Source organism: Actinopolymorpha singaporensis (assembly GCF_900104745.1).
Taxonomy (GTDB): Bacteria; Actinomycetota; Actinomycetes; order Propionibacteriales; family Actinopolymorphaceae; genus Actinopolymorpha; species Actinopolymorpha singaporensis.
Map to the genome: position 1 here is coordinate 4379442 of NZ_LT629732.1, position 24019 is coordinate 4403460.

General features: G+C 71.4%; 21 protein-coding genes. 8 read left to right on the forward strand and 13 right to left on the reverse strand.

Annotated features, from left to right (window positions below; all coding sequences use genetic code 11):
• Positions 1 to 7: 7 nt before the first annotated feature.
• The gene (locus tag BLU27_RS19665) at positions 8 to 1114 is read right to left on the reverse strand and encodes a single stranded DNA-binding domain-containing protein (RefSeq protein WP_092655140.1); all 1107 of its coding nucleotides are present in this window, start codon (positions 1112 to 1114) and stop codon (positions 8 to 10) included.
• Positions 1115 to 1375: 261 nt separating this feature from the next.
• Between BLU27_RS19665 and BLU27_RS19670 the strand changes: the two genes are divergently transcribed.
• Both BLU27_RS19670 and BLU27_RS19675 read left to right on the forward strand, forming a co-directional pair.
• Complete coding sequence (locus tag BLU27_RS19670; protein ID WP_092655141.1) at positions 1376 to 1774, forward strand: hypothetical protein; 399 nt, start codon at positions 1376 to 1378, stop codon at positions 1772 to 1774.
• Positions 1775 to 1822: 48 nt separating this feature from the next.
• Positions 1823 to 3607 (forward strand): WXG100 family type VII secretion target, encoded by a 1785-nt coding sequence (locus tag BLU27_RS19675; RefSeq protein ID WP_092655142.1) that lies wholly within the window; start codon positions 1823 to 1825, stop codon positions 3605 to 3607.
• 146 nt (positions 3608 to 3753) lie between these two features.
• On the opposite strand, the gene BLU27_RS19680 is transcribed toward BLU27_RS19675, so the two are convergent.
• A complete protein-coding gene (locus BLU27_RS19680) occupies positions 3754 to 4677 on the reverse strand; it encodes a hypothetical protein (protein WP_092655143.1) in 924 nt (307 codons plus the stop codon).
• 946 nt (positions 4678 to 5623) lie between these two features.
• Between BLU27_RS19680 and BLU27_RS19685 the strand changes: the two genes are divergently transcribed.
• The 3 genes from BLU27_RS19685 to BLU27_RS19695 are packed head-to-tail and all read left to right on the forward strand — an operon-like array spanning position 5624 to position 9137.
• The gene (locus BLU27_RS19685; RefSeq protein WP_092655144.1) at positions 5624 to 6691 is read left to right on the forward strand and encodes a hypothetical protein; all 1068 of its coding nucleotides are present in this window, start codon (positions 5624 to 5626) and stop codon (positions 6689 to 6691) included.
• Between the two features lie 53 nt (positions 6692 to 6744).
• Positions 6745 to 7791 carry a non-homologous end-joining DNA ligase gene (gene ligD / locus BLU27_RS19690; RefSeq protein ID WP_092655145.1) on the forward strand — a complete coding sequence of 349 codons (1047 nt, stop codon included), beginning with the start codon at positions 6745 to 6747 and terminating at the stop codon, positions 7789 to 7791.
• A 44-nt stretch (positions 7792 to 7835) separates the two neighbouring features.
• Positions 7836 to 9137 carry an RNA polymerase sigma factor gene (locus BLU27_RS19695; protein ID WP_092655146.1) on the forward strand — a complete coding sequence of 434 codons (1302 nt, stop codon included), beginning with the start codon at positions 7836 to 7838 and terminating at the stop codon, positions 9135 to 9137.
• 28 nt (positions 9138 to 9165) lie between these two features.
• On the opposite strand, the gene BLU27_RS19700 is transcribed toward BLU27_RS19695, so the two are convergent.
• The 3 genes from BLU27_RS19700 to BLU27_RS19710 are packed head-to-tail and all read right to left on the reverse strand — an operon-like array spanning position 9166 to position 11638.
• Entirely contained in the window at positions 9166 to 9705 is a 540-nt protein-coding gene (locus tag BLU27_RS19700; protein ID WP_092655147.1) for a hypothetical protein, read from the reverse strand.
• Positions 9706 to 9765: 60 nt separating this feature from the next.
• Positions 9766 to 10836, reverse strand: a complete 1071-nt coding sequence (locus BLU27_RS19705; RefSeq protein WP_092655148.1) for an ATP-dependent DNA ligase — start codon at positions 10834 to 10836, stop codon at positions 9766 to 9768.
• A gap of 37 nt (positions 10837 to 10873) precedes the next feature.
• The gene (locus BLU27_RS19710; protein WP_157728704.1) at positions 10874 to 11638 is read right to left on the reverse strand and encodes a pyrimidine reductase family protein; all 765 of its coding nucleotides are present in this window, start codon (positions 11636 to 11638) and stop codon (positions 10874 to 10876) included.
• 205 nt (positions 11639 to 11843) lie between these two features.
• On the opposite strand from BLU27_RS19710, the gene BLU27_RS19715 reads away from it, so the two are divergent.
• Positions 11844 to 12698 carry a polyphosphate kinase 2 family protein gene (locus BLU27_RS19715; RefSeq protein ID WP_092655150.1) on the forward strand — a complete coding sequence of 285 codons (855 nt, stop codon included), beginning with the start codon at positions 11844 to 11846 and terminating at the stop codon, positions 12696 to 12698.
• A gap of 123 nt (positions 12699 to 12821) precedes the next feature.
• Here the strand turns inward: BLU27_RS19715 and BLU27_RS19720 are convergent, their stop codons facing one another.
• From BLU27_RS19720 to BLU27_RS19750, 8 genes are all read right to left on the reverse strand, one after another.
• Entirely contained in the window at positions 12822 to 13286 is a 465-nt protein-coding gene (locus BLU27_RS19720; protein ID WP_092655151.1) for a MarR family winged helix-turn-helix transcriptional regulator, read from the reverse strand.
• Positions 13283 to 15094: an MFS transporter gene (locus BLU27_RS19725; RefSeq protein WP_241827527.1), complete on the reverse strand. Its 1812-nt coding sequence runs from the start codon at positions 15092 to 15094 to the stop codon at positions 13283 to 13285. Before BLU27_RS19725 ends, BLU27_RS19720 begins: the two co-directional genes overlap by 4 nt.
• A 175-nt stretch (positions 15095 to 15269) precedes the next feature.
• A complete protein-coding gene (gene glgX, locus BLU27_RS19730) occupies positions 15270 to 17369 on the reverse strand; it encodes a glycogen debranching protein GlgX (RefSeq protein WP_092655152.1) in 2100 nt (699 codons plus the stop codon).
• Positions 17370 to 17771: 402 nt separating this feature from the next.
• Entirely contained in the window at positions 17772 to 18533 is a 762-nt protein-coding gene (locus BLU27_RS19735) for a sirohydrochlorin chelatase (protein ID WP_197681498.1), read from the reverse strand.
• Positions 18520 to 19839: a uroporphyrinogen-III C-methyltransferase gene (cobA, locus tag BLU27_RS19740; RefSeq protein ID WP_092655154.1), complete on the reverse strand. Its 1320-nt coding sequence runs from the start codon at positions 19837 to 19839 to the stop codon at positions 18520 to 18522. Before cobA ends, BLU27_RS19735 begins: the two co-directional genes overlap by 14 nt.
• Positions 19836 to 20552 (reverse strand): phosphoadenylyl-sulfate reductase, encoded by a 717-nt coding sequence (locus tag BLU27_RS19745; RefSeq protein WP_092655155.1) that lies wholly within the window; start codon positions 20550 to 20552, stop codon positions 19836 to 19838. The genes cobA and BLU27_RS19745 overlap by 4 nt, the downstream gene beginning before the upstream one ends.
• Entirely contained in the window at positions 20549 to 20695 is a 147-nt protein-coding gene (locus tag BLU27_RS29620; RefSeq protein WP_172804997.1) for a hypothetical protein, read from the reverse strand. The genes BLU27_RS19745 and BLU27_RS29620 overlap by 4 nt, the downstream gene beginning before the upstream one ends.
• Positions 20692 to 22401: a nitrite/sulfite reductase gene (locus BLU27_RS19750; protein WP_092655156.1), complete on the reverse strand. Its 1710-nt coding sequence runs from the start codon at positions 22399 to 22401 to the stop codon at positions 20692 to 20694. The genes BLU27_RS29620 and BLU27_RS19750 overlap by 4 nt, the downstream gene beginning before the upstream one ends.
• 396 nt (positions 22402 to 22797) lie before the next feature.
• Between BLU27_RS19750 and BLU27_RS19755 the strand changes: the two genes are divergently transcribed.
• Positions 22798 to 23379, forward strand: coding sequence for a TetR/AcrR family transcriptional regulator (locus BLU27_RS19755; RefSeq protein ID WP_092655157.1), 582 nt, complete (start codon positions 22798 to 22800; stop codon positions 23377 to 23379).
• Between the two features lie 35 nt (positions 23380 to 23414).
• Entirely contained in the window at positions 23415 to 24017 is a 603-nt protein-coding gene (locus tag BLU27_RS19760; RefSeq protein ID WP_197681499.1) for a DUF4865 family protein, read from the forward strand.
• Positions 24018 to 24019: the final 2 nt, after the last annotated feature.

Here is a 24019-nt window from a genome sequence, read left to right on the forward strand (position 1 = left end):
GACCCGGTTACCCGAGCCGTCGCCGCTGTCGGCGTTCCACCCGGCCGCCCGGCCCGATCAGGACCGGCGCCGGCATCTTCTCCTGTTGCGCGGCCCCGGTGAAGGTCGCGTCGGTGAGTTCGGTGAGGGCGAGGTTGGGACCGGTGCGCGAGGACGGACGGAACTCGCTCACCGTCGCGGTGACGGTGACCGTCGTGCCGACCTCGGGCTTCGCGCCGGAGGCGCCGGCGTAGACGTAGACGCCGTCGGAGGTCGTGTCGTCGCCGTCGCCCGTCGCGTCCTGCAGCCAGTAGCCGTCGAACTTCTTCGCCGTCACGACGCCGGTGGTGACGACCCGCTTGCCGTCGAAGGGCGAGCGGTGCCCGGGGCCCTGGACGGCGGGGATGCTTGCCTGCTCGGGCTCGGGACCGGGGCCGGTGCCTCCGCCGGTCTCCCCGGCGGCGTTGACCGGAGTCGGTGTGCCGGTGGTGAAGTCGGCCGCGTTGTCGTCGGTGTCGCGGGCGTCCGCCGCTCCGCTGCGGGCCGAGGAGGTGGCGTTGGTGGTGGCCGCCGCGGGGTGTCCCTCGAAGTCGTTGGCGCCGCCGTAGCCGAGGAAGTCCACCACGGCCGGGTCGGTGGCGCAGGCGGCGCCGCAGGAGAGCACGGTCGTTCCGCGCACCAAGGCGACCTTGCCGGCGGTGCCGGACAGGTTGATCGCGGTGCTGGACTGGTCGGGCCGGGGCAGATCCTGCCCCGTGCCGGAGCCGGGCGCGAGCCGGACGAGGAATGTGTGTCCGGGCGCCACGCTGCCCTGCAGGTCGACCTTCAGCGATCCGGACCCAGGCGCGGAACCACCGCCGAGGTTGCCCGACGCAGAGCCGTACTGCAGCGACAACCCGTCCAGCGACGCCGGGGCGCTGCCGTGGTTGGCGAGTTCGACGAAGTCGTTCGTGTACGCCGCACCGGCGTTGCCACCGCCGCCGTACACCTCGTTCAGCACCAGGTCGGTGGAAGCGGCCGAGGCGGACGTGGTGGTGGCGGCGAGACCGGCGAGGGCGAGCGCGAGGGTCGATCCCGCGGCCAGCGCCGTTCGAGTTCTGTGTGGAGAGGGGACACGGATGCGCCGACGCGTCATCGGAAGGCTCCAGGGGGTGGTCGAAACCTGCTCGAGTGTTCATATCACCACCGGCGGACAGGTGCGCGGCATCGCGGTGAACACGCGGTTATCCACAAGGCCCGCTTCGCCGGCTGCGCCGAGGTGATCGGGTCGCGTACCGTCGTTCCCGGACGCCACCCGCCGGCGTTCGCACACGTTCGACGATCCGCCGTCGCCGGCACCTCCCGGCCGGCCGGCGAGGTTCGTACGCCAGCTTTCACACGAGGACGGTGGCCGTAGATGGGGACAAAGGTCGAGCCGGGTGCGCTTGACTCCTTCGCGAAGTACGTCGACGAGCTCGCCGACGGATGGAACGACAAGTCGACCTCGGCCGCGGTGCACATGGCCGAGTCGCAGGAGGGCGACTACAACTATCCCCGGCTCGGTGACTTCGGTGGCGCCAAGACCTTGACGTCCACCTACGAGCAGAAGCGTGCCGACACGGCCAAGTCCTGCGGTGAGCTCTATTCCGCACTGCGCGGCCTGGCCAAGGCCACCCGGAAGATCGCCGACCAGTACCGCTCCGCCGAGGCGCTGAACCACGCCAACGTCGGCCAGATCGACAAGATCCTCGGCGAGAACATCAAACCCCCGACCACGGATCCGAAGAACCCGGACGCCGACCCGCCCAAGGCGTAGTGCCACCGACGCGACCGCGCTCCGGATCCACCGACGAGGGAGAGTGTGATGGGGGATTTCCCGACCGACGAGTTCGACAAGACCGAACACGCCAAGGTGATCGGCAAGCTGTGGGGTGCCTGGTCCCACATGCCGGAGACCGACACCGACACCGACACCGTTCCGTCGGCCAGTACGACGTACAACACCAAGACGTTGTGGCAGAACGTCGGTGCGCAGGCCGACACCCTGGCCGACGACCTCGACAAGGCGCTGAAGACGCTTCTCGACGGTGGCCACGGCAGCTGGGAAGGCGACGCGGCCGAGGAGTTCCGCAAGACGGTCAACCAGATCGTGCGGTTCACCCGCGAGATCGCGCACACCGCCGACAGCACGTACCCCAAGCCCGGCGGCGAGGGCGAGAAGAGCGACAGCAACTTCGAGACCGCCCACGCGGCCAAGAGTTTCGCCCAGATCTTCACCGACGTCGACTCCCAGCTCACGGCCACGCAGAAGGACGAGGCCCTTCCCGCGCCGCCCTACTGGACCACTCCCTACTGGGTGAAGTGGTGGGCCGACTTCGGGTGGGACTGGACCATCAAGTACGAGATCCGCAAGGGAACCGGGGACGGGAGCATCATCACCCCTCCGGGCGGAAAGGCGTGCTACGACTCCGACGAGATGTCCGGCGGCGACGACGGTGGAGGCGGCATTTACGCCACCGCACAGGTGAAGGTCGAGCGCAGCACCGACGGTATGTGCCACGGCTTCCTGCCGACGACCGACACCGAGAACAACAAGCTGATGACCTACTTCAAGTTCAACGAGAACGAGGAGAAGACCTGTCGGTCGTCAGCCAAAGCGCTGCTGGAGAAGTACGGCGACGCCAACAAGGCCATGCCGACCCCGCCGTCGGGCCTGAAGCTGACCTTCAAGTCCGATGACCCCGGCAGGTTCGGCGGTGGCGCCCCCAAGATTCCCGGTGGCGGCGGTGGCGCCCCCAAGATTCCCGGTGGCGGCGGTGGCGCCCCCAAGATTCCGGGCGGCGGAGGACATCCCCGGATTCCCGATGGCGGCGACCCTCCGAAGATTCCCGGCGACCGCGACGGCGACGGGATCCCCGACAACAAGGACAGGTACCCCGACGACCCGACCCGTGGCGGTGGCGACCCTCCGAAGATTCCCGGCGACCGCGACGGCGACGGGATCCCCGACAACAAGGACAGGTACCCCGACGACCCGACCCGTGGCGGAGGTGGCGGGTTCGACCCGAACAGGGACCGCGACGGCGACGGGATCCCCGACTACAAGGACAGGTACCCCGACGACCCGACCCGGGGTGGGGGTGGTCGCTTCGACCCGACCAACCTGCCCGACCGCGACGGTGACGGGATCCCCGACTACAAGGACAGGTACCCCGACGACCCCACCCGCGGTGGCGGCCCGGGTGGAGGGGCGGGCAACGTCGACACCGGTACGAGTACCGCCCGCGCCGGCGGATTCGGCGGTGGAGGCGGCGGATTCCCCAGCGGCGGGATCCCCGGAGGTGGCGGAGTCCCTGGCAGCGGTGGGATTCCCGGCGGCGGTGGACTTGCCGGCGGCGGTGTTCCGGCCGGCGCGCCGGCGGGATCACTCAACGTCGGCGGCACCGGAGCCGGCGCGAACGGCTCGGGAGGCCCTGGCGCGGCAGCCCGTTCCGGCATGGGCGGCATGATGCCGATGATGGGTGGCGGCATGGCCGGCGACGACGGCGGCCAGGAACAGCAGCGCACCACCTGGCTCGACGAGGACGAGGACGTCTGGGGCGGTAACGACGACGACGCTCCGCCTCCCGTGCTCGGCGGCGGCTTCTAGCAGAGGCGACGCGACCCCGACGGGCCGAGACGGTCCCGTTCGCGCGGGGCCGACCGGGCGGCGGGCCGAGCCATCGATGGTTCGGCCCGCCGCTGACGCCATGTCGAACCTACCCAGTGGCAACCGACGTCCGGCATGTTCGGGGATCACCGGCTCCCGGTGAGCACCGGAGTGACCGTGAGCTGTCCGTCCCCTTCGCCGGTGCGGACGACGGCCAGGTGCAGTCCGTCGACGTCGCCTTCCACGAAACCGTGCTCGGGTGTCAGGTGGCCGTCGATCCACCGCCGCGCCGCGGTGTACCCCTGCCCGTCAGCGACCTGGCGCAGCACGTCGCCGTACCGCTGCCTGAGTTCTGCGTCCGTGACCTTCGCCTTGCCGTCGTAGCGGAGCGCGCTCACCGCCACCTCCGTGGCGGAGAACCTCGCCCGGACGTCGTACGCCGACGACCTGCCGGTGCAACTGCCGGCGTCGCACTCGTAGCCGGCCTTGCCCAGCGAAGCCGCCATGGCGGCCGGGTCCTTCCGGAAGTCGGCGCCGCGCGGCATTGTCGGCGCGCCCGAACCCGCGAACGACGCGGTGGCCGCCTCCGGATGGGCGCTGAAGGTGACCACACCCCAGCTCAGGCGCGTGGCCTGATCGACGCCGTTGCCGAACGTGGGCAGTCCGGCGTACTCCTGCCCTAGCAGTGGCCTGCCGACCACCTCGACGACCTCCCGCACCGGGCTGACCGCGTCACCGGGCGGCCGGAGCTGACCGCGGATGCCGGCAGGCGGCGCGGCGTCGACCTCGACCAGCGCGGCATCGCCGTCGCTTCCGGTCGCGATCCGGACCGTCAGCCGGGTGCCGTCCGACTCGGTGCGGTAGCACGACCTCACCGTCGTCGGCGAGGACTGCGTGGCGTAACAGGCGAACCCCTTGCCTTCGAGCGGCCGGGTGAGTTCGGTGGCTGGTACGGGGGCGGCAGCGGGACTGGTCTTCTCCTCGTGCGGAGCGGATCCGCCGAGGCCGCCGCCCAGCACTCCGGCGCCGAAGAGGTAGCCGCCGACGATCACGGCGGCGAGGAGGACCACGACCAGGCCGCCGCCGAGTAGCCGGCGGCGCTTCGGAGCCGGCTTGGACGGTGCCTGCGGCGCCTCGGCAGCTTCGTCGGGCCGTGCCGGCCAGCCCGGCGGCGTCCGCGGTGGTCGCTGGTGTCCGGGTGGCGGTCCCTGGGGACCCGGCTGCGGTCCGCCGAACGGCGCGGCGCCCCGAGGACGAGGTGGGTCCTGCCCGAGTGCCGGCTGGTGGTGCTCCGGACGCCCAGCCTGCCCAGGGGGTGCGGTCCGCCAAGGGGGTGCGCCCTGCCCGGGGAATCGGCTTTCCCCGCGCTGCTGACCCTGCCCCGGAGGCGGATCCCCCAGGGGCGGTCCGGGCCGGGCGGACGGAGGAGGACCGGACCGTCGGGGCGGGCGCTGCGGCCCGGGTGGACCGCCGGCTCGCCGATGGGGACCGGCCGGACGTCCCGGTGGCGGTTGGCTCATGGGCGCCCAGTATGCCGTCCGGCCGTGGTCCGGTTGCGCACCTTCTGCCCGACTTTGACAACGCGCGAACGGCCGGTAAAGGTACCCACAGGTCGGTTCTCGTGCTGCTGGTGGCACTCCGGGTAACGACGAGGGTCCGGGCGACCTGCTGGTCGATCAACCGTCTGGCTCGACATCGCGGTACGTCCGATCGACCGACATGACGTCCGGTACGCCCGACCGACGTGACGAGGGGAGAAGCTGGCCAGTGCAACCTCCAGCAGGCCGTCGGCCGGGACCACCAGCACACGGACCGCAGCAGCGACCACCGCAAGGACCTCGGCAGGGACCGCCGCAGGGACAGCCGTACGGGCAGGACCCAGGACAGCGACAGGGGACACAGGCCGGCCGTCAGGCACCCGGAGGCCCGCCGCCGGCGAGGCCCGGCGGTCGTACGCACCTGCCGGGCCGGCGCACTCCGCCTCCGACGCCGCGCGGCGGGCGGCGCGCCGGCCGCGTGCTGGGACTGCTCGGCCTGGTGGTGCTCCTCGTCGCCGTCGCCGGGGGAGCGGTGTGGTTCGGCAAGAACTGGAACCACAGCTCGGCCGAGGACTCTGGTGACTACTACGGCAAGCAGGCGGACACCCCGCGCGAGGCCCCCACCTACGCCCAACCTGGTGGCACCGGTGGCGCGATGGGACGCGCCCTGCGTGCCAGCCTCACCTCCGCCGGCTTCTCCTGTACCCGTACCCCCGGAAACCGTTCGGCGCTGCTGACGTGCGTCCTGACCGGGAAGGACCCCGCACCTTTCGTGGCGAAGGTGACCGTGCTGACCGGCCGCGAGCAGGTCGTCCGGGTCGACGCCGACGTACGCCCCGACCCGGCCTGGTCGGAGCTGGACTCCGGCGGCGACAGCTTCGAAGGCGGGCCGGACGTGTCGGCCGTGGCGTACCGAACGTTCACCGTGCTGGGCCTGGCCGCGATCCCCGACGGTGAGCGCCCCGAGTTCGACAAGGCGATGCGGACGTCACTGTCGGAGAGGAGCCGGGAGACCGCGAAGACGTCGGTCGCCGACGTCGCCGTGATGGTGCGGACGTCCGGTCCGTCCACCTTCGAACTCAGGCGGGACCAAGCGAGTGGCCAGCTCGACTACACGCCGGGCCTCAGCCTGGTCACCCCGAAGGAGGTGTCGGCCGCGCTCGGCAAGCAGGGGCTGAGCTGCCGGCGGGCGGAGGAGTCGATGACCTGTACCCGTGGCGACGTCAAGGTCCACCTGACATTTCCCCGGCCGCGGACCAGGGGCCCCGACCAGAACATCACCGAGCTGACGGCCACCGCGCCGGCCGTCGGCGGCGCCGTCAACCCGGAGTTGCGGACCACCGCGCGAACCCTCACCGGGCTGGTGGTCGGGAAGTTCGGCGGTGCCGGGCCGGCGCAGTCCTGGGCCGGCGGTTGCTTCGGCGACCGGACCGCGGTGACGGTGGCGGGTGCCAGCACGCTGGTCTGCTCACCGCGCCTCACGGGGACGACCGGCTCCCCTCGGGTCGTGAGCCAGGAGTTTGCCGTCCGCCCGGTGCAGGACTGACGCTCCGGCCGCTCCCGGTCCGTCCTGGGGGTGGTGCGCGCTAGCGTTCCACCATGGCGACGCCGTACGAAGAGATCGAGGTCGGTGACCGCACCGTCCGCCTCACCAACCCCGACAAGATCTACTTTCCTGAGCGGGGCTTCACCAAGCGCGACGTGGTGCACTACTTCCTGTCCGTGGGCGAGGGCATCCTCGGCGCGCTGCGCGAGCGGCCGACGACCCTGGAGCGCTGGCCCGGCGGCGTATTCGAGGGCGCGAAGCTGTCCACCCGGGCCGACAACCGCGGCGACGCGTTCTACCAGAAGCGGATCCCGAAGGGTGCGCCCGAGTGGGTGGAGACCGCCCGCATCGCGTTCCCGAGCGGGCGGTTCGCCGACGAGGTCTGCCCGACAGAGCTCGCGGTGGTGGCCTGGGCGGCCAACCTCGGCACGCTGACGTTCCACCCCTGGCCGGTCCGGCGCGCCGACGTCGACAATCCCGACCAGATCCGGATCGATCTCGACCCCCAGCCCGGCACCGACTTCACCCACGCGGCCGCGGTGGCGCCGCGGTTGCGGGAGCTGCTGCACGAGCTGGGCATGGAGGGGTGGCCGAAGACCTCCGGTGGCCGTGGCCTGCACGTCTACGTCCCGATCCAGCCGCGCTGGCCGTTCACCGAGGTACGCCGTGCCGTGATCGCCCTGGGCCGGGAGCTGGAACGCCGGATGCCCGACCACGTGACGATCTCGTGGTGGAAGGAGGAACGCGGCGAGAAGGTGTTCATCGACTACAACCAGATGGCCCGCGACCGCACGATCGCCTCGGCCTACTCCCTGCGGCCCAATCCGCGGGCGACCGTGTCGGCTCCGCTGCGCTGGGACGAGCTGACCGAGGTCCGCCCCGACGACTTCGACCTGGAGACCATGCCCAAGCGGTTCGCCGAAGTGGGCGACCTGCACGCGCCCGTCAACGACGAGGCGTACGACCTCACGCCCCTGCTGGAGTGGGCCGACCGGGACGCCCGCGACCACGACCTGGGCGACCTGCCCTACCCGCCGGACTACCCGAAGATGCCGGGAGAGCCGATGCGGGTACAGCCCAGCCGGGCGAAGAAGGCCTGACCGCAAGGCGGGGTTGACGCTCGGGAGAGGTACACGGCACGGCGATGACGGACGAACGGGCCGCGAGCGCGGCGGTGGAGCAGGCGTTCACCGACCACTGGGGCCGGCTGCTCGCCCTGCTCACCGGACAGCTGCGCAGTATGGAGATCGCGGAGGAGTCGCTGGCCGACGCCTTCGAGCGCGCGGTCCGGCACTGGGCCGCGGACGGCGTACCCGACCGGCCGGAGGCCTGGCTGCTCACCACCGCCCGCCGCCGCGGCGTCGACCAGCTGCGCCGGGAGAAGACCCTGGCCCGCAAGCTTCCCCTGCTCGTCGTCGACGCCGAGCCGGCCGGGGCCACCGGCACCGCGGACGCCGCGGACCTCGCCGACCTCGGCGCCGGCACGGGGGAGGAGATACCGGACGAGCGCCTGCGCCTGTTGTTCACCTGCTGCCACCCGGCGCTGGCGATGCCGGCCAGGGTGGCCCTCACGCTTCGCATGGTCGGCGGCCTGACCACGGCCGAGATCGCCCGGGCGTTCCTGGTGTCCGAGCCCACCATGGCGGCCCGGATCACCCGGGCGAAGAAGAAGATCGCCGCGGCCGGCATCCCCTACCGCGTGCCGCGCGGTGCGGACCTGCCCGAGCGGCTCGACGGCGTCCTCGCCGTCCTGTACCTCGTCTTCACCGAGGGCCATGCGGCGTCGTCGGGGGAGACCCTCATCCGCCGGGGACTGTGCGCGGAGGCGATCCGGCTGACCCGGGTGGTGTCCGCGCTGCTGCCCGCGGAGCCGGATCCGGTGGCGCTGCTCGCGCTGATGATCCTCCAGCACTCCCGGCGCGACGCGCGCACCGACGAAAAGGGCCGGCTGGTCGTCCTGCCGGACCAGGACCGATCCCGCTGGCACCGGGCCGAGATCGAGGAGGGTGTCGCGCTGGTGGAGCGGGCTGCGTCGTTCGGGCGGGTGTCGGGCTACCTCGTGCAGGCGGCGATCGCCGCCGAACACGCCAGCGCGACCGAGGCGGACGGCACCGACTGGGCGGCCATCGCGCAGCTGTACGAACGTCTGGAACGCCTCACCGGCGGCTCACCCGTCGTCCGGCTCAACCGCGCGGTCGCCGTCGCCGAGACCGCCGGAGCCGACGCCGGGCTGGCCCTGCTGGACGGGCTGGACGACCGGCTCGGCGACTACCAACCGCTGCTGGTCACCCGGGCCGAGTTCCTCCGCAGGACCGGAGAACACGACGCCGCGCGGCGCGCCTACGCCAGGGCCCGGGAGCTGGCCGGGAACGACGCCGAGCGGGAGTTCCTCGGCCGGAAGCTGGCCGACCTCGACGGCAGGTCCGCCGAGGCGCCGCCGAACTAGGGGGCGCGGCGCCGCCGGGGAACGCCCATCAGACCGACCGCTCGTCGCGTACCGACGGACCGGCGGGCTTGTCGGGATCCCGGTGCTCGATGAGGTGCAGGCAGGGTACGCCGAGGCGGCGGCGTGCCTTGGACGTCCAGTCGACGTGGAAGAACTCCGCCACCACGTGCGGACGGGTGAGGATGACCACCTCGGAGGCCTGCCGCTCCCGGACCGCGTTCGACAGCGCCTCCACCGGCTCGGCCGAGGTGACCTCACCGTCGACGGCGCAGCCGCGTTCGGAGAGTGCGGCCAGGCTCTCGTCGAGCGCGGCCTGGCTGCGTTCGACGATCTCGGCCTGGATCTTGGCCAGGTCGACGTCGGGGAAGTTGAGCGCCGAGGTGGCGAGGACCTCGCTGGCGGCGATGGATCCGAGCGCGGACTCCACCCGGGCGGAGGCGTCCTCCACCGGGAGCAGCACGTGCACATGGGTGCGGCCGGGGTGGGTGCCGGCTCCGTAGAGTCCGGCGATCTGACCCGCGTCCACCCGCGACAGCGGCTTCTCGATCAGGAGCACGACCTCATACATCGCGTACTTCCTCCTCGCTCAGGTTCATCGTCCCGCGCCGGCTTCGAGGTGCAAAGGATGTCACTCCAGCCCCAGAATCTCCGCGAGGTCGAAGCGGACCGGCTCCTCGAGTTGGTCGTAACGGCACGACTCCGGCTGCCGGTCCGGGCGCCAGCGGACGAACTGCGCGGTGTGCCGGAAGCGCACACCCTCCATGTGGTCGTAGCGGACCTCGACGACGCGTTCGGGCCGCAGCGGCACGAACGACAGGTCCTTGCCCGCGCTCCACCGGCTCTGCTCGGCGTTGCGCGGCGTCCGGCTGCCGGCCTCCTGCTTCGCCCACGCCCACGGATGGTCGTCGAACGTGGTGACCAGCGGCTGGAGTTCGGTCAACAGCTCCCGCCGCCGGGCCAGCGGGAACGCACCGATCACGCCCACGCTGGCCAGGTCGCCGGCGTCGTTGTAGAGGCCGAGGAGGAGCGAGCCGATCGCGTCGGGTCCGCTCTTGTGCACGCGGTAGCCCGCGACCACGCAGTCGGCGGTGCGCTCGTGCTTGACCTTGAACATGACCCGTTTGTCCGGCTCGTACGGACCGTCCAGCGGCTTGGCGATCACCCCGTCCAGCCCGGCGCCCTCGAACTGGTGGAACCAGCGTTCGGCCAGGCTCCGGTCGGTGCTCGCGGGCGTCAGATGGATCGGCGAGGTGACCCCGGCCAGCGCCTCCTCCAGGGCATGCCGGCGCACCGAGAACGGCTCGCCGGTGAGGTCGCGGTCGTCGATGGCGAGCAGGTCGAACGCCACGAAGTGGGCCGGCGTCTGCTCCGAGAGCAGCCGCACCCGGCTGGCGGCAGGATGGATCCGCTGCTGCAGGGTGTCGAAGTCGAGGCGGCCGCGCGCGCGGTCGGGCACCACCAGCTCACCGTCGATCACGCACCGGTCGGGCAGCTTGGCCAGCACCGCCGCCACCACCTCGGGGAAGTAGCGCGTCATCGGCCGCTCGTTGCGGCTGCCGATCTCCACCTCGTCGCCGTCACGGAAGATGATCGACCGGAAGCCGTCCCACTTGGGCTCGTAGCTGTGGTCGCCGTGGGGAATGTGCTTGACCGGCTTGGCGAGCATCGGTGCGACCGGTGGCATCACGGGGAGCTGCATTCGCCCAGTCTGGCCGAACGCCGTACCGCCGCCCAGGTCACCCTGCCGTTTCGTGGTGCGAGCCGGTGAGCCACCGCTGGAACAGGAAGCCGTCCTCCTCCAGCAGGGAGGCCAGGGTGAGCCGGGTGGGTTCGGCCAGCAGCGGCCCGTGCGTGATCCGCATGGCCGGCCCGGCCAGCAGCTCCGGCGACTGGGTGAGGCACACCTCGTCGACCAGCGACCGGGCGAGCAGCTCCGCGAACAGGCTCGGGCCGCCCTCGGAAAGGATCCGCCGGTGTCCCCGGTCGGTGAGCGCGGCGACAGCCGCGGTCACGTCCACCTCGGACTCGCCGGCGATCGCGACGTCGACCCGCCGCTCGAGCGCGGCCCGGCGCTCGGGGGAGCAGTTCCGGGAGGTGATCACGACGGTGCGCGGGTCTGCCAGCAGCTTGTCCGGCAGGTCGAGGGTATGGCTCACCACGGCGATCGGCGGGGTGGGCGCGAGGCCGAGCTTCTCCCGCAGCGCGGTGAACGCGGGCCGGATGGTCGCCGGTCCGTAGCGTTCGGCGCGGGCGGTGCCGGCACCGACCAGGATCACGTCGCACAGCGCCCGCAGCAGGGCGAGTACGTGCCGGTCGGGCCGTCCAGAGATCGTCCCCGACCGCCCATCGGGTCCCTGCGCGGCACCGTCCACCGAGGAGACGAAGTTGACCCGCAGCCAGGGCTGATCGGCGGGGTAGCGGTAGATCTCGGCAAGTTCGTCGTCGGTCAGGTCCGCGGACTCCCGCGCGGGCTCGGCCGGACCGGTGGTGAGGATGCGCACCCGGCCGATCCCACCAGACGCGCATGCCGCCGCCGACGCCAGGTCCTGGTCCAGGCGCCCTCGCACTCGCGCGTGGATGCGGGCAGACTGGCCCGGGCAGACGTTGGCCGCCCGAACGTCAGGACGTCAGGGGGTCAGGACGTCAGGGGGTCAGGACGTCAGAAGGTCAGAACGTCAGACGGCGGACGGACGGAACAGAGCGCGGATGAGCAGGCACGACGTGGCGGAACGGCTGACTGAGGTACTCGCCTTGCCGCCGGGACCGGTGAATCTGGCGAAGCTGCCCACTGACGCCACCCCCGGGTTCGCGGGCGGCAAGCGCGCCGGCAAGCGGGCGCTCGCCGAACTGGCACCGACGGTCTCCGACCTGCAGGAGCGGCTGTTCGCCGAAGGCCATACCGGCGGCACTCGCAGCCTGCTGCTCGTCCTGCAGGGGATGGACACCTCCGGCAAGGGCGGGACGCTGCGCCACTCGGTCGGCCTGGTGGACCCGCAGGGCGTGCGCATCACGTCGTTCAAGGCACCCACCCGGGAGGAGCTTCGGCACGACTTCCTGTGGCGGATCCGCCGGGCGCTGCCCGAGCCCGGCTACCTCGGGATCTTCGACCGCTCCCACTACGAGGACGTGCTGGTCGCCCGGGTGCACGAGCTGGTTCCGCCGGAAACCTGGATGGTTCGCTACGACGTCATCAACGAGTTCGAGCGCGAGCTCACCGGCAACGGCGTGACCGTTGTCAAGTGCTTCCTGCACCTGTCGAAGAAGGAGCAGAAGAAGCGGCTGACCGCGCGGTTGGAGGACCCGACGAAGTACTGGAAGTACAACCCGGGCGACGTGGACGAGCGCGCCCGGTGGGAGGACTACCAGGCCGCCTACGCCGCGGCGCTGGAGCGCACGAACACCAGCGCCGCACCGTGGTACGTCGTGCCGGCCGACCGCAAGTGGTACCGCAACCTCGCCATCACCAAGCTTCTGGTGGAGCGGCTGTCCGACCTGGATCCGCAGTGGCCGCCCGCGGAGTTCGACGTCCAGGGCGAACTCGCCCGGCTGAACCGCACCTGAACCCGCGGCTCAGCCGTACGCCCGGACCCCTGTACGCCCGGAACCCTGTACGCCCGGACCCTGTCACCCCCGGACCCCTGTCACCCCCGGACCGCGTCGGCGGCCGAGGAAGCCGCCCGGACCTCAGGCGGCGTCGTCGCCCACCAGAGCCTCCAGCGCGGGCAGCGCGGCGACCAACGCGTCGTGCTGCTCGGGTGTCAGCCGCTCGACCCGGCTCCGCAGGGCTTCGGTACGCAGCGAGCGCAGCCCCCGGGCGATCTGCTGGCCCTCCTCGGTGGCGGCCACGATACTCGCCCGGCGATCGGCCGGATCGGACGTGCGGACGGCGTACCCAGCGCTCTCCAGGGTGGCCACCACCCGCGACAGGGTTGGTGGTGCGACCTGTTCGCGGTTGGCGAGGTCGCCGAGCCGCATCGGTCCGGCGTGCGTCAGCGTCGCCAGAGCGGACATTCCGCCGTGCCCGAGATCACCGCGCTGGGACGCGCCCTGCCGGCGCATCCAGCGGGACAGCCGGGCGATTGCGAGGTAGAGCCGGGTGGCCTCCTCCCGGTCCATGGTGGCGGGTCGTGTCGTCGCGTGGCCTGTCATGCGGCGGCACCCTCTTCCTCGATCGTCTGGCGTTCGCCGTGAACGTAGCGCTCACCCCGCAGCAGCGAGGCGCAAGCACCGATGACAGTCATGATTGCAGCCGCGGCGAACACGATCACCAGCCCGTGGTGGAACGGTGTGGCGATCAGCCGCGGAAAGAACTCCTTGCCGGTGAGCGTCGCGACGTTCGAGGCGGGCAGGTGGTCCAGCGCGCCGGTGGGGCCGAGCAGCTTGGCCATCGGGTTGTAGCCGAGGAACGCCGCGAACAGGCTGCCCACCGGCGGCAGGTTGCCCACCGACTCCGCGACCGAGGAGGAGACGCCCTGCGCCTCCAGCCCGCGAGTGAGCGAGGTCGGCAGTGAGTTGGCCAGGCCGGCGATCATCAGCGAGAAGAAGATTCCGATGGACAGGGAGGTCCCGGAGTTGAAGAACGTCCCGCGCATCCCCGACGCCGCACCGCGCTGGCCTGCCGGGACGCTGTTCATGATCGCGGAGGTGTTGGGCGAGGAGAAGAGTCCCGAGCCGATGCCGTTCACCGCGATCAGCGCGGCGAACGCCCAGTACGGGAACTCCACCGGCAACATCAGCAGGCCCACGAACGTCGCGGCCACCACCAGCAGTCCGCCGGTGGCGAAGGCCCGGGCGCCGTACCGGTCGGAGAGGTAGCCCGAGACCGGCCCGGCGAGCAGGAACCCGATGGTGAGGGGTACGAGGTAGATCCCCGCCCACAGAGGCGTCGCGGCGTAGTCGAAGCCGTGCAGCGGAAGCCAGATCCCCTGCAGCCAGATGATCAGCATGAACTGCATGCCGCCGCGCCCGATCGAGGCGAGCAGACCGGCGAGGTTCCCGGCGCTGAACGCGCGGTTGCGGAACAGCCCGAGGTGGAACATCGGGTCGGCCACCCGGGACTCGATCACGCAGAACGCGGCCAGCAGGGCCAGTCCGCCGAGCAGACCGGTCAGCACCCACGGGCTCGTCCAGCCCATGGTGTGCCCGCCGTAGGGCTGGATGCCGTACGTGATAGCCGCAAGCAGGGCGGTGAGGCCGAGGGCGAAGGTGACGTTGCCGGCGACGTCGATCGAGCCGCGCCGGCGTTCGCCGAGTTCGTGCAGCGAACGGTAGGACCAGATGGTGCCGAAGATGCCGATCGGCACGCTCACCCAGAACACCGCCCGCCAGTGCCACTCGGCCAGCAGCCCGCCGATGACCAGCCCGAGGAACGACCCGGCGATCGCTGCCACCTGGTTGATGCCGAGCGCCATGCCCCGCCGGTTGGACGGGAACGCGTCGGTGAGGATCGCGGTGGAGTTGGCGAACAGCATCGCCCCGCCCACACCCTGGACCACCCGCCAGCCGATCAGCCAGAGTGCGCCGGCGCTGTGCACGAACGGGTCCGCGGCGAGCAGGATCGAGGCGACGGTGAAGACCACGAAGCCGTAGCTGTAGATGCGGACCCGGCCGTACATGTCGCCGAGGCGGCCGAGGGAGACCACCAGGACCGCGGAGACCAGCAGGAAGCCCATGATCATCCACAGCAGGTAGCTCACGTTTCCCGGCGCCAGCGGGTCCAACCGGATGCCGCGGAAGATCGCCGGCAGGGAGATGATCACGATCGAGGAGTTGATCGTGGCCATCAGGACGCCGAGCGTGGTGTTGGACAGCGCCACCCATGGGTACCGTGGGTGGTCGCGTTCGTACCGTGTGCGCCTGCCGGCAGTCCGGCGTACGGACGTCTCGTCTCGTTCCCGGATGGCCTGGACGGACCGGACGTCTCCGGCGTCACCCGGCGGGTTGCTCGGCAAGGACACGGGTGCGGGCCTCCACGGGTCGGTTCAGAAATAGTTGCTTGCAGCTAACTAAACTAACCGATGCCGTGGAGGTGGATGTTCCCGGCCGCCGAAACGACCTCGACCCGCCCCGATGGCATCGGGGCGGGTCGCGGGTGTGCGTCGTACGAAGGTGGCGTACGGAGGCGAGGTGTGATCAGGCGCGCTTGAGCACCAGCAGGGAGCGGGAGAGCAGCTTCACCCGCTCGCCGGCGCGCACGACCTCCCGGTCGCTCACGTCGTCGTGGGCGGTGTCCATGACCTGCTCCCAGGCCTCGCCGTACTTCTGCGGGGGCAGCGCGAACTCCACGTCGTCCTCGGAGGCGTTGAACAGCAGCAGGAACGAGTCGTCCACGATCCGCTCGCCCTGCTCGCCCGGCTCGTGGATGGCCTCGCCGTTCAGGAACACCGTGAGGGACTTCGCGAACCCGGCGGTCCAGTCCCGCTCGGTCATCTCCTTGCCGTCCGGCTTGAGCCAGGCCACGTCGCCGAGCTTGTCGCCGTCGCCGTCGATGCCGGCGAAGAACCGCCGCCGGCGGAAGACCGGGTGCGCGGCCCGGAGCTCGCTGACCGCCCGGGCGTAGCCGAGCAGGTCGGTGTCGATCGCCTCCCAGTCGATCCAGGAGATCTCGTTGTCCTGGCAGTAGGCGTTGTTGTTGCCCTTCTGCGTACGCCCGAACTCGTCGCCGTACAGCATCATCGGCACGCCCTGGGACAGGAACAACGTGGTGAGGAAGTTGCGCTGCTGGCGCCGGCGAAGGGCGAGCACGCCCGGGTCGTCGGTCGGGCCTTCCACACCTGCGTTCCAGGACCGGTTGTCGTCGGTGCCGTCGTTGTTGTTCTCGCCGTTGGCCTCGTTGTGCTTGGAGTTGTACGAGACCAGGTCGTTCAGCGTGAACCCGTCGTGGGCGGTGATGAAGTTGATCGACGCGTACGGCTTGCGGCCCTCGTCCTCGTAGAGGTCGGAGGAGCCGGTCAGCCGCATGGCGAACTCGCCGAGCGTCGCCGGCTCGCCGCGCCAGAAGTCACGCACGCAGTCGCGGTACTTGCCGTTCCACTCCGTCCACAGCGGCGGGAAGTTGCCCACCTGGTATCCGCCGGGCCCGACGTCCCACGGTTCGGCGATCAGCTTCACCTGCGACACGATCGGATCCTGCTGGACCAGGTCGAAGAACGCCGACAGCCGGTCCACCTCGTGGAACTGCCGGGCCAGGGTGGCCGCCAGGTCGAACCGGAACCCATCCACGTGCATCTCGGTCACCCAGTAGCGCAGCGAGTCCATGATCAGCTGGAGTACGTGCGGGTGCCGCATGAGCAGGCTGTTGCCGGTGCCCGTGGTGTCCATGTAGTAACGCGGGTCGTGGTCGACCAGACGGTAGTAGGCGGCGTTGTCGATGCCGCGGAACGCCAGCGTCGGGCCCTGGTGGTTGCCCTCGGCGGTGTGGTTGTAGACCACGTCGAGGATGACCTCGATGTTCGCGCGGTGCAGGGCGCGCACCATCGCCTTGAACTCCAGCACCTGCTCACCGAGATGTCCGGTGGAGGAGTACAGGTTGTGCGGGGCGAAGTAGCCGATGGTGTTGTAGCCCCAGTAGTTGCGCAGACCCTTCTGGACCAGCAGGTCGTCGTGCACGAACTGGTGCACCGGCAGGAGCTCGACCGCGGTGACGCCGAGTGACGTCAGGTGGTCGATCATCGCCGGTGAGCCGAGGCCGGCGTAGGTGCCGCGGATCTCCTCGGGAATCTCGGGATGATCGACGGTGAGGCCCTTGACATGCGCCTCGTAGATGACGCTCTCGTTGTACGGCCGTCGCGGCGGGCGGTCGTCCTGCCAGTCGAAGTACGGGTTGACGACCACCGACTTCATCGTGTGCGGCGCGGAGTCGAGCGTGTTGAGCGTTTCGGGGTTTTCGAAGCGGTACGAGAAAAGCGCCTCGTCCCAGTCGATCTCGCCCTCGATCGACTTGGCGTACGGGTCGAGCAGCAGCTTCGCGGGGTTGCAGCGCTGTCCCTTGCTGGGCGCGTAGGGCCCGTGCACACGGAAGCCGTAGCGCTGTCCCGGCGCCACCCTGGGGAGGTAGCCGTGCCACACCGACGCTTCCCGCTCGGTGAGCGGGACCTTGGTCTCGCTGCCGGTGTCGTCGAACAGACAGAGTTCGACGGATTCGGCGACCTCGCTGAACAACGCGAAGTTTGTGCCGGCGCCGTCGAACGTCGCCCCCAGGGGGTACGGCGTTCCCGGCCAGACGTCGACCATTCGCGTTCCTTTCCTTGTCCTCTTGCGCGAATACTGCCAGGTCCGCAGTCGATCGGTGCGGCGCCTCCTGCCCGGTGGCGGTGAGCGTTTCCGGTCTGACCACGCTTCCGAGGCGGGTCACAGTGGGTAACCGGAGGCGCCGCGGGCGCGATTCCCAACCAGGTCAGCGATGTAGGGCCCCGGGGACGGCGCGCAGACCTGCGCCGGCCACCGGGAGGGCGGGCCGGGGAGGGGACGCCGGACGCTGCGGGGCCTGGCGATCCGGCCGCCGGACGGTCCGCCGGTCACTCCGGACGCGTGGGCACGGGACTGCATCGGGACTGCATCGGGACTGGACGGGCTGGACGGGAGCGCACTGGACCCGTCATACCCCGCGAGCAGTCCCGAACCCGGACGGCCGCGTCAATTCCCCGTTACGGGTTTTCCACCATCCGGGCGGCCCAGGCGATCATCCAGGCTCGCACGGTCGGCGACGATCGCCGCCACCTGCGGGCAGGCGCCCAGCGGCTCGGTGACCGCCACCGCACCTCCGGAGGCCGCAGCCGCACGGATCCGGTCGGCGAAGAAGCCTGGCGCCAGCAGGTACGTCGCGACGCCCACCCGGTCGGCGCCGCGCGCCCGAAGGTCACCGACCGCCTCCTCGACGGTGGGCGCGGCGGCGGAGGCGAACGCCCACCGGGCCGGTACGCCGAGCAGGTGGCCGAGGTCTGCGGCCACCTCGGCCACCGTGTCGTTCGCCTGCCGGCTGCTCGACCCCGCGGCGGCGAGCACCACCGCGTCGAAGGGCGGCTCCCCGGATGGTCGGGCCTCGGCGAGCCGGGCGGCCATCGCCTCCACCAGCCGGGGATCCGGGCCGAGCACCCGGCTCAGCCGGACTGTCCAGCCGCGCGACCGGGCGAGGTCCGCGACCGCCGGCAGGTCCTCCTGGGCGTGGTAGGCGTCGCTGAGCAGGAACGGCACGACGGCCAGGTCGGTGACGCCTTGGGCGGCGAGGCTCTCGACCGCCTCCTGCGGTGTCGGTGTGGCGAGCTCGAGGAACGCCGCGCCGGTGGCGAGGCCGGGACGCAGCCGCGCCACCGCCGCCGCGACCTCGTGGGCGACCGGCGCGGCGCGGTCGTCGCGGCTGCCGTGCGCGACCAGCAGCAGGCCCTCAGCCGTCGGCATTCCCCTGGGCATTCCCCTCGGCCGGGCCGGCCGCACCGGCCGGCTCGACTGCCTCGGCTGGCTCGGCCGCTGCTGCGGTGAGCGCGGTGAGTTCGGCCGCGACGTCGACCACCTCGCCGACCACGATCACGGCGGGGGAGCGGACACCGCGGGCGGCGGCGACCTCGGCGATGGTGGCCAGGGTTCCGGTGGTGGTGCGCTGGTCGGGGAGGGTGCCGCGTTCGACCACGGCGACGGGGGTGGTGGCGGGCCGGCCGTTCCGGAGGAGCCCCTCGGTCAGGGCGGGCAGCTGACCGACGCCCATCAGGAACACCAGCGTGCCCTCCGTGGCGGCGAGCCCCGCCCAGTCGGGCGTCTCCCCGGCACGGGCGTAATGAGCGGACACCACCGTGAACTGCCGGGCCACCGCGCGGTGGGTGACCGGGATGCCGACAGACTCGGGTACGGCAACCGCACTGGTCACGCCGGGTACGACCTCGCAGGGGACACCGGCCCGCGCACAGGCGAGCGCCTCCTCGGCTCCCCGGCCGAACACGAACGGGTCACCGCCCTTGAGCCGGACGACCCGCTGCCCGGCCCGGGCACGGGCCACCAGCAGGTCGTTGATCTCCAACTGGGTGAGTGCGTGCGCCCGTGGCCCCTTGCCGGCCTCGACCACCTCGACCTCGGCGTCGAGCTCGTCCAGCAGCGCCCGGGGGGCGAGCCGGTCGACCACCACCACGTCTGCGTCGGCGAGCAGCCGCCGACCGCGGACGGTGATCAGTCCCGGGTCACCGGGTCCGCCGCCCACCAGCGCCACGTGGCCGGCGCCCGGCGTGCGGCGTACCCGGCGCAGCGGCAGCTCCCCGGACTGCAGCCAGGTCGCGATGCGGTCCTTCAGCCGGCGGGCCCGGCGCGGGTCGCGGCCTGCGGAGACCGCCACGGTCACGTCGTCGAACCGGACCGTGGCGGGCGTCCAGGCCGCGGACCGCTTCGCGTCGTCGGCGCGTACGCACCAGATGCCGGCAGTCTCGGCCTCGGCGGCCACCGCGGCGTTGGTGTCGGCGTCGTCGGTGGCGGCCTGCACCACCCTGGCACCGGCCAGGTCACCGACCAGATCTCCGGCGGCGTACTCCCGGGCCACCCACTCCACTCGTCCGGGCTCCACCAGGGCGGCCAGGTCCTCACACAACGCCGGCGCGACCACCGTGACCACAGCACCGGCGTCCAGCAGCCCGCCCACCCGCCGCGCGGCTACCGGCCCGCCGCCGACCACGACCGCACGCCTGCCGGCGAGGTCGAGCAGCAGCGGGTAACGCGGGCTCATCTGTGGATGCCGCACTCGGTCTTCGCCCGGCCCGCCCACCGGCCAGCACGCGCGTCCTCGCCCTCGGCGACCCGGCGGGTGCACGGCCAGCAGCCGACCGACGGGTACCCGTCGTCCAGCAGCGGGTTGGTGAGGACGCCGTTGTCGGCGACGTAGCGGTCCACGTCGTCCTGGGACCAGCGGGCCAGCGGAGCGATCTTCACCTTGCCGCGCCGGGCGTCCCAGCTGACCACGGGGGTGTTCGCCCGGGTCGGGCTCTCGTCCCGGCGGATCCCGGTCGCCCAGGCGTCGTAGTTGGTCAGCGCCCGCTCCAGCGGGGCGACCTTGCGGAGCTGGCAGCACAGTTCGGGGTTGCGGCGGTACAGCTCGGGCCCGAGGGTGGCGTCCTGCTCCGCGACGGTCTGGCGCGGCCGCACGGTCACCAGGTTGATCGGGATGGTGACCGACGCGGCGTCGGCCGTACCCAGCGTCTCGGGGAAGTGGTAGCCGGTGTCAAGAAACACCACGTCCACCCCGGGCACCTGCTGGGAGACCAGGTGGGCGAGCGCGGTGTCCTGCATGGACGAGGTGACGGCGAACCGGTCGCCGAAAGTGTCGGCGGCCCAGCGCACGATCTCCGCGGCGCTGGCCTCCTCGAGGTCGCGGCCGGCCTGCCGGGCGAGCGCCTCCAGGTCGTCGCGGCACCGCCTGGGAGCCGTCGTCGCCAGCGTCATGAACGCACCGCCATTCCGGCGAACTTCACCGAGAAGACCCGGGTGCAGCCCCGGCACTCCCAGGCGCCGTGTGGCTCCTCGGCCGGCCGCAGGTCCTCCTCGGCGCAGTACGGGCAGTAGAACGGGGTCGCGCGTTCGGTCATGCCAAGGCCTCCTGCGGAGCTCGGGTGACCCACTGCGCGAACCGCTCCTGTGGCTCGCGCTGGTCGAGGTAGTGCCGTACGACGCGTTCGATGTAGTCGGGCAGCTCGGCGGAGGTGACCTTCAGTCCGCGCAGCTTGCGGCCGAAGCCCGCGTCCAGTCCGAGCCCACCACCGAGGTGAACCTGGTAGCCCTCGACCTGATTCCCGTCACGGTCCAGCACGATCTGGCCCTTCAGGCCGATGTCGGCCACCTGGATCCGGGCGCAGGAGTTCGGGCAGCCGTTGAGGTTGACGGTGACCGGGACGTCGAGCTCGGGGATCCGGCGTTCGAGCTCGTCGATCAGGTCGTGCGCGCGCTTCTTGGTCTCGACGATGGCGAGCTTGCAGTACTCGATGCCGGTGCAGGCCATGGTGTTGCGCCGCCACGCCGACGGGCGGGCGTGCAGGCCGAGGTCGGCGAACGCGGCCACCGCCGACTCGACCTGGGCCTCCTCGACGTCGAGGACGAGCAGCTTCTGGTGCGGCGTGGTGCGTACGCGGTCACTGCCGTGCGCCTCCACCACGTCGGCGAACTTCCCGAGCAGGGTGCCCGAGACCCGGCCCGCGACAGGGGCCAGGCCGAGGAAGAACTTCCCGTCCTTCTGCCGGTGGACGCCCACGTGGTCGCCGGGTACGGCAGGGATGGCCGGCGCGGGCCCGTCGACCAGCTTCCGCTTGAGGTACTCGTCCTCGACCACCTGCCGGAACTTCGCAGGGCCCCAGTCGGACATGAGGAACTTCAGCCGGGCACGGTGCCGCAGCCGCCGGTAGCCGTAGTCGCGGAAGACGCTGGTGACCGCCCACCACATCTCCGGCACCTCGTCGCGGGGCACCCACACGCCCAGCCGCTCGGTGAGCATCGGGTTGGTGGACAGCCCACCGCCGACCCACACGTCGAAGCCGGGCCCGTGCTCGGGGTGCACCACGCCGACGAACGCGACATCGTTGATCTCCGGCGCCACGTCGTGGTCGGGGTGCCCGGTGAGCGCGGTCTTGTACTTGCGGGGCAGGTTGGAGAACTCCGGGCTGCCGATGTAGCGGCGCGCGATCTCCTCCACCGCGGGTGTCGGGTCGATGATCTCGTCGGCGGCGATCCCGGCGACCGGGCTGGCGATGATCACCCGCGGGCAGTCACCGCACGCCTCCTGGGTCTGCAGGCCGACCGACTCCAGGCGTTCCCAGATGGCCGGGACGTCCTCGATCCGGACCCAGTGCAGCTGGATGTTCTGCCGGTCGGTGATGTCGGCGCTGTCCCTGGCGTACGTCGAGGAGACGTCGGCGATGGCCCGCAACTGGGCGACGGTGAGCTGGCCGCCGTCGATACGGACCCGGAGCATGAAGTACTCGTCGTCCAGTTCCTCCGGCTCCAGCGTGGCGGTGCGGCCGCCGTCGATCCCGGGCTTGCGCTGGGTGTAGAGGCCCCACCAGCGGAACCGCCCACGCAGGTCGGTGGGGTCGATGGAGTCGAAGCCGCGCTTGGCGTAGATCTGCTCGATCCTCGCGCGGACGTTCAGCGCGTCGTCGTCCTTCTTCAGCTGCTCGTTCTTGTTCAGGGGCTCGCGGTAGCCGAGCGCCCACTGGCCCTCACCGCGCTTCGGGCGCGGCTTTCGGGGCGCGGCGACGCGGCGGTCGGCGGTGCGGTCGGCGGCCTGGGACGCAATAGGCATGGAGTGCGATCCTCGCTGGAGAGCAGGTCACGGACGGGTGTGACAGAAAGCAGGTCTGGCGGCGGATCGGCGCGACCGGGCGCCCGGGTGGCCACCGGCAGAGAGTCGAGTGCGGCCAGAAGCGGGGCGCGTCAGCGCGCCCGGAGACAGAGCATGCTGCGCATTCGGCCGAAATCGAGGTGGCGCCGTCCGACGAGCAGTGGGCAGACGGGCGCAGTCATGGTCATCAGAGTGCGTGATCGAGACCTCACCAGGCAACCGACGTGACCGGTATCCGAGACGATTGTCTCGAATTCGGCACGGTGTTCCCGGCTACTTCCTGGCTTCCGGCTTCCCGGCGCCGGCCTGGTTACAGGTTCGCGTACGACTGTACCTACTAGTACGTATAGTGGCTGCGTGAGCAGCGCGGAACGCCTGATCGAGAGCACTCGGGAACTCCTGTGGGAACGCGGCTACACCGGCACCAGCCCCAGGGCCATCCAGCAGCGCGCCGGTGCCGGCCAGGGCAGCATGTACCACCACTTCTCCGGCAAGCCGGAGCTCGCCCGCGCCGCGATCGGCCGTACGGCGGAGGAGATGCGGGCGACGGCGGAGGCGGTGCTGTCCGCGCCCGGCCCGGCCCTGGAGCGGATCGCCGCCTACCTGCACAGGGAACGGGCGGTGCTGCGAGGGTGCCCGGTCGGGCGGCTCACCCAGGATCCGGACGTGATGGCCGACGCCACCCTCAGCGAGCCGGTGAAGCAGACCTTCGCCTGGCTGGTCGGACGCATTGCCGAGGTGCTCCGGGAGGGCCGGGACCGCGGGGAACTGGACGTCGCGCTGGACCCGGAGAGCACCGCCGCCACCGTGGTCGCCGTGGTGCAGGGCGGCTACGTGCTGGCCCGCGCCGCAGGCTCCTCCGAACCCTTCGACCGGGCGGTCTCCGGAGTGGCGAGCCTCCTCGCGGCACGCGGCACCTCCGCCCGGAACGACGACTAGCGCACCGCGACCGGGAGGCGGCAACCGTGTATGCCATGCAGTACGAACTCACCCTGCCGGCCGACTACGACATGGACGTCATCCGCGAGCGGGTGGCGCTGGGAGGCCACCTGCTCGACGACCGCGCCGGGCTCGGGCTGAAGGCGTACGTCATCCGTGAACGCGGCGTGGGTGGCTCGCCGGTGAACCAGTACGCGCCGTTCTACCTGTGGAACGACACCGGCGCGATGGCGCACTTCCTGCTGGGCGGCGGCGGATTCCAGAACATCGTCCGCGACTTCGGGCGCCCGCCCGTTCGACACTGGGTGGGCGTCGCCTGGCAGGCCGGCCCCGCCCGTGCGGAGGTTCCCAGGGCGGCCTCCCGGCTCGTCGCCCCCGCGCCCGTCGACGCGGACACCGACGGGACCGGCCTCGGCCTGGCAACGTGGGCCGAGCGGGAGACCGTGGTCCTTCGTGAGCTCGCCGGACGAGATGACGTCCACACCGCGGCTCTGGCGGTCGATCCGCACCACTGGCAGGCGGTGTGGTTCGTGCTGTGGAGGGACTCGGTGCCGGCGGACGCCGAGATCGCCGAAACGGCCACGGCCACGGCCACGGAACGCTACGAGGTGCTGCACCTGTCCGCGCCAGGCCCATGACC

Excerpts from the sequence above, each read along its gene's own strand:
- BLU27_RS29620 (WP_172804997.1), bottom strand. The coding sequence starts at position 20,695 with ATGACCGAACGCGCGACCCCGTTCTACTGCCCGTACTGCGCCGAGGAG.
- BLU27_RS19750 (WP_092655156.1), bottom strand. The coding sequence starts at position 22,401 with ATGCCTATTGCGTCCCAGGCCGCCGACCGCACCGCCGACCGCCGCGTC.
- cobA (WP_092655154.1), bottom strand. The coding sequence starts at position 19,839 with ATGAGCCCGCGTTACCCGCTGCTGCTCGACCTCGCCGGCAGGCGTGCG.
- BLU27_RS19720 (WP_092655151.1), bottom strand. The coding sequence starts at position 13,286 with ATGACAGGCCACGCGACGACACGACCCGCCACCATGGACCGGGAGGAG.
- BLU27_RS19700 (WP_092655147.1), bottom strand. The coding sequence starts at position 9,705 with ATGTATGAGGTCGTGCTCCTGATCGAGAAGCCGCTGTCGCGGGTGGAC.
- BLU27_RS19705 (WP_092655148.1), bottom strand. The coding sequence starts at position 10,836 with ATGCAGCTCCCCGTGATGCCACCGGTCGCACCGATGCTCGCCAAGCCG.
- BLU27_RS19665 (WP_092655140.1), bottom strand. The coding sequence starts at position 1,114 with ATGACGCGTCGGCGCATCCGTGTCCCCTCTCCACACAGAACTCGAACG.
- BLU27_RS19675 (WP_092655142.1), top strand. The coding sequence starts at position 1,823 with ATGGGGGATTTCCCGACCGACGAGTTCGACAAGACCGAACACGCCAAG.
- BLU27_RS19695 (WP_092655146.1), top strand. The coding sequence starts at position 7,836 with ATGACGGACGAACGGGCCGCGAGCGCGGCGGTGGAGCAGGCGTTCACC.
- BLU27_RS19670 (WP_092655141.1), top strand. The coding sequence starts at position 1,376 with ATGGGGACAAAGGTCGAGCCGGGTGCGCTTGACTCCTTCGCGAAGTAC.
- BLU27_RS19760 (WP_197681499.1), top strand. The coding sequence starts at position 23,415 with ATGCAGTACGAACTCACCCTGCCGGCCGACTACGACATGGACGTCATC.
- glgX (WP_092655152.1), bottom strand. The coding sequence starts at position 17,369 with ATGGTCGACGTCTGGCCGGGAACGCCGTACCCCCTGGGGGCGACGTTC.
- BLU27_RS19715 (WP_092655150.1), top strand. The coding sequence starts at position 11,844 with ATGAGCAGGCACGACGTGGCGGAACGGCTGACTGAGGTACTCGCCTTG.
- ligD (WP_092655145.1), top strand. The coding sequence starts at position 6,745 with ATGGCGACGCCGTACGAAGAGATCGAGGTCGGTGACCGCACCGTCCGC.
- BLU27_RS19745 (WP_092655155.1), bottom strand. The coding sequence starts at position 20,552 with ATGACGCTGGCGACGACGGCTCCCAGGCGGTGCCGCGACGACCTGGAG.
- BLU27_RS19735 (WP_197681498.1), bottom strand. The coding sequence starts at position 18,533 with ATGCCGACGGCTGAGGGCCTGCTGCTGGTCGCGCACGGCAGCCGCGAC.